5 protein-coding genes and 1 pseudogene are annotated in these 4,053 nt (G+C 72.7%); 4 read left to right on the forward strand and 2 right to left on the reverse strand.

Annotated features, from left to right (window positions below; translation table 11 throughout):
* The 4 genes and pseudogenes from FV223_RS31300 to FV223_RS31305 form a co-directional block, all read left to right on the forward strand.
* Positions 1-191 (forward strand): annotated as a pseudogene (locus tag FV223_RS31300) (hypothetical protein); the annotation flags it as partial.
* Positions 192-248: 57 nt separating this feature from the next.
* The gene (locus FV223_RS21820) at positions 249-638 is read left to right on the forward strand and encodes a DUF1036 domain-containing protein (RefSeq protein WP_147728959.1); all 390 of its coding nucleotides are present in this window, start codon (positions 249-251) and stop codon (positions 636-638) included.
* Between the two features lie 122 nt (positions 639-760).
* Entirely contained in the window at positions 761-2,197 is a 1,437-nt protein-coding gene (gene pyk / locus FV223_RS21825) for a pyruvate kinase (protein ID WP_147728957.1), read from the forward strand.
* A gap of 77 nt (positions 2,198-2,274) precedes the next feature.
* Positions 2,275-2,388 (forward strand): DUF1737 domain-containing protein, encoded by a 114-nt coding sequence (locus FV223_RS31305; RefSeq protein WP_210246734.1) that lies wholly within the window; start codon positions 2,275-2,277, stop codon positions 2,386-2,388.
* 114 nt (positions 2,389-2,502) lie between these two features.
* On the opposite strand, the gene FV223_RS21835 is transcribed toward FV223_RS31305, so the two are convergent.
* On the reverse strand, positions 2,503-3,519 hold the full coding sequence (locus tag FV223_RS21835; protein ID WP_147728958.1) for an alpha/beta hydrolase: 1,017 nt from the start codon (positions 3,517-3,519) through the stop codon (positions 2,503-2,505).
* Entirely contained in the window at positions 3,516-3,986 is a 471-nt protein-coding gene (locus FV223_RS21840; RefSeq protein WP_147728960.1) for a tetratricopeptide repeat protein, read from the reverse strand. Before FV223_RS21840 ends, FV223_RS21835 begins: the two co-directional genes overlap by 4 nt.
* Positions 3,987-4,053: the final 67 nt, after the last annotated feature.

Raw genomic sequence — 4,053 nt, forward strand, 5'->3', positions numbered from 1 at the left:
TACTCGGCCCGCGCGAAGGCCGGGTCGCCGGCTTTCGGGGTCTCGTTCAGCGGGTCGTTCAGCAGGCGGATCGCGGTCTCGGGCAGCGGGATCCCGCGGCGCTCGCAGATCGCGCGGGCGTCGGCGACCTGGTTCAGCCCGGCCCGACGAAGACCAATGTCAACGACTGCCGCATCATCCTCGTCGGCTGACTTTTTTGGGAGTTTGCGTTGCGGCTTCTCGTGATCGGCGCGGCGCTCGGGCTCGCGATGCTCGGCGCCTCGCCGGCCCGCGCGGACCTGCGCCTGTGCAACCTCACCCCGAGCAAGGTCGGCATCGCGTTGGGCTACCGCGACCCGCAGGGCTGGGTCACGGAGGGCTGGTGGGACCTGACGCCGAAGGCGTGCGAGACCCTGCTCAAGGGCGCCCTGGCCGCACGGTTCTACTACGTCTTCGCCGTCGACTACACGCGCGGCGGCGAGTGGAGCGGGCGCTCGCTGATGTGCACCCGCGACAGCGAGTTCACGATCCGCGGCGTCGAGGACTGCCTCGCCCGCGGCTACGACCGCAACGGCTTCTTCGAGGTCGACACCGGCGAGCAGAAGAGCTGGACGATCCAGCTCTCCGACCCCAACCAGCCGGCTGCACCGCAGCCCTGAACCCCCCGCCCCGCCTTGACGGGGCAGCATGACCGGTGCTTCTGGCCGCATGCCCGTCGTCACGACTTCATGATGTTCCGCCAAGGGGCACGCGGCGGCAGCGATGTGCCCCAGGAGGCCCGATGAAACGTTCACGCCGCACGAAGATCGTCGCCACCCTCGGTCCGGCTTCCGACTCGCCGGAGATGATTGCGAAACTCTTCCGCGCCGGCGTGGACGTGTTCCGGCTCAACATGAGCCACCTGCCGCGCGAGAAGCTGCCCGAGAAGGTCGAGGCGATCCGCGCGGTCGAGCGCGAGTTCAAGCGCCCGATCGGCATCCTGGTCGACCTCCAGGGCCCGAAGCTCCGGCTCGGCGCCTTCGCCGAGGGGTTCGCGATGATCGAGAACGGCGCGAGCTTCGTCCTCGACGGCGACCCGACGCCGGGCGACGTCCACCGCTGCTACCTGCCCCATCCGGAGATCCTCTCCGCCCTGGAGCCGGGCCACTCCGTCATCATCGACGACGGCAAGCTGCGCCTCACCGTCACCGAGGCGAGCGAGACGCGCGCCGTGACCCGCGTCGAGGTCGGCGGCCGCATCTCGAACCGCAAGGGCGTCTCCCTGCCCCACACGGTGATCCCGCTGCCGGCGATGACCGACAAGGACCGCTCGGACCTCGAGGCCGGCCTCAACGTCGGCGCCGACTGGATCGCGGTGTCCTTCGTGCAGCGGCCCGAGGACGTGGCCGAGGTGAAGAAGGTCTGCGCCGGCCGCGCCCTGGTGATGGCCAAGATCGAGAAACCGCAGGCGCTGACCCGGCTCGACGAGATCATGGAGATCTCCGACGGCGTGATGGTGGCCCGCGGCGACCTCGGCGTGGAGATGCCGCTGGAGCAGGTGCCCGGCGTGCAGAAGCGCATCACCCGCGGCGCCCGGCGGATGGGCAAGCCCGTCGTCGTCGCGACGCAGATGCTCGAATCGATGATCACCGCCCCCGTGCCGACCCGCGCCGAGGTGTCCGACGTGGCGACCGCGGTCTACGAGGGCGCGGATGCGGTGATGCTCTCCGCCGAGAGCGCGTCGGGCGCCTTCCCGCTCGAGGCGATCGGCATGATGAGCCGCATCGCCGAGGAGGTCGAGCGCGACGCCCTGTACTGGTCGATCATCCGCGCGCAGAACTCGACGCCGGACCACACCGCCGCCGACGCCATCGCGGCGGCCGCCCACCAGATGGTCGACGCGCTCGACCTCGAGGCGATCATGGCCTGGACCCATTCGGGCTCGACGGCGCTCCGGCTCTCGCGCGAGCGCCCGAACGCCACGGTGATCGCGCTGACGCCCAAGCGCGAGACCGCGCGCCGCTTGGCGATCGCCTGGGGCACGCACCCGATCGTCACCAACGATGCCAGCGACGTGGACGACATGGCCTTCCGGGCCGCGAAGTTCGCGGTGCGCGAGCGCTTCGCCGAGGTCGGCGACCGCGTCATCGTGGTCGCCGGCGTCCCCTTCGGGACGCCGGGCGCGACGAACCTCGTGCGCATCGCCTTCATCACCCGCGAGCACGCCGCGAAGGCGTGATCGGCCGCTCCGTCCCGTTCTTCGGCGGGACGGAGCGCCGCCGCTCGCCCCGGCGGCGATCGTAGCGAGGCTTCCCGATGACGTCGCAGCCACCCGACGGCCTCCCGGCCTATCGCCTGCCGACCGGCAAGGACGACGCGGCGTTCCGTCGTCGCGTGTCGGACGCCCTCGCCCTCGGCCAAGTCCCGTAGGGATCGTCGGCGGCGACCTTCAACGGCATCCACGTCGTCGTGGCCCGAGCCGTCGTCTGGCCTTCCGCGTCGCGCTGACGGCCGATCCGACCGCCGACCGGTCCACGCGGCGCCTCAGGGCGCGACCGGGGCGGCCTCCGGCGCGGCGACCCGCTCGGCCATCTTCGACACCGCGTCGACCAGCGCCTGCGTCGACACCCACGGCACCATGTGGCCGATCCCCGGCAGCTCGACGAGGTCGGCCCCCGGGATCGTGCGGCTCAGGGGTTCGGCCTGACTCGTGTTGCCGACGGCGCCGTCGGCATCGCCGGTGACGATCGTCGTCGGCACGCGCAGCGATTTGTAGCGCGGCGCCTGCGCAGCGAGGGCTGCGGGGAGCGCGACCAGGTCCTGCACGCTGGCGAGCAGGGTGGCCGGGCGCAGGACCAGGGCGGCCCGGCTGCGGTCGACGTAGCCCTCCGCCACCGGCTGCGGCTGGAACACGTTGCGCGCCGCCGTCTCGAGGAAGCGCAGGCCGATGGGCGGGCCGAGCGTCCGGCTCAGCAGCCACGCCACCGGCGGCTGGAGCGCGAGGCGCCAGTACCAGGCCGGGGTCCGCGCCTCGCGGAACGGCAGCGCCACCGGCGCGACCAGCACCAACCCGGAGACGCGCTCGGGATGGTCGAGGGCGAGGCTCAGCGCCAGGGCGCCCGCCCAGGAATGGCCGAGCACGATCGCCGGGCCGACGTTCATGCGCTCCAGCGCCTCGGCGATGGCCGCCCCCTGGACCGCCGGGGCGGCGGCGTCCTCGCCCGAGAGCCGGTCGCTCCAGCCGAAGCCCGGCCGGTCGAAGGCGACGACGCGAAAACCCTGCGCGGCGAGCGCCCGCCCGACGCCCTCCATCGGGTCTGAGGCGTTGGCCGAGGCCCCGTGCAGCAGCACGACCGTGGCGCGGGCCCCGGTCTCGGGGCCGGCCTGGATCGTCGCGAGGCGGCCGCCGGCGACGTCGACGAACGGCCCTTCCGGGGGATGCTGCGCCGAGACCCGGGCGGTGATGATCAGCGTCGCCACCGCGCCCGCGCCGAGGACGGCGCCGATCAGGGCCGCGACGAGGCCGAGCAGGCTCGCGAGCGCGAGGATCACGGCCTTCACAGGTCGCGACCGTCGACCTCGGGTGACAGACGCTCCATCGCGTCCTTGAGCTTCGGCATGCGCGGGTAGATGGCGATCGCCCGGCGATAGGCGTTCATCGCCCGCGCCTTGTCGTCCATCGACAGGTAGATCCGGCCGAGGGCCGCCCAGGCCTCGAAGTGGCGCGGCTCCAGCACCAGCGCACGCTGCAGGTCGGCGATCGCCGATTCCCTGTCGGTCAGGAGCCAGAACACCGTCGCGCGCCGGTTCCAGCCCTCGGACCAGGCCGGCTCGATCGCGGTGGCGCGGTCCATCAGCTCGGCGGCCAGGGCGAAGTCCTGTGCGGTCATCGCCTGGCGGGCGCGATCGGTGAGGAGGTCCACGGTGGCGCTGCCGGACCGGTCGAGGCGGCGCTCGATCAGGGTCGCGACGCCCTTCGCCTCGGCGTCGTCCTCGGCGTTGCGGAGACGCTCGTACAGCTCGTTCAGGCTGGCGGCGGGCTTGCGGTCCTGCGCCTTCGGCTCGGCGGCGGCCGCCGGATGGCGGTCCGGATTG

The organism is Methylobacterium sp. WL116 (assembly GCF_008039455.1).
In the GTDB taxonomy this organism is placed as follows: domain Bacteria; phylum Pseudomonadota; class Alphaproteobacteria; order Rhizobiales; family Beijerinckiaceae; genus Methylobacterium.

Bases quoted from the DNA above. Each gene is read 5' to 3' on its own strand.
- pyk (WP_147728957.1), top strand. From the start codon at position 761: ATGAAACGTTCACGCCGCACGAAGATCGTCGCCACCCTCGGTCCGGCT.
- FV223_RS31305 (WP_210246734.1), top strand. From the start codon at position 2,275: ATGACGTCGCAGCCACCCGACGGCCTCCCGGCCTATCGCCTGCCGACC.
- FV223_RS21820 (WP_147728959.1), top strand. From the start codon at position 249: ATGCTCGGCGCCTCGCCGGCCCGCGCGGACCTGCGCCTGTGCAACCTC.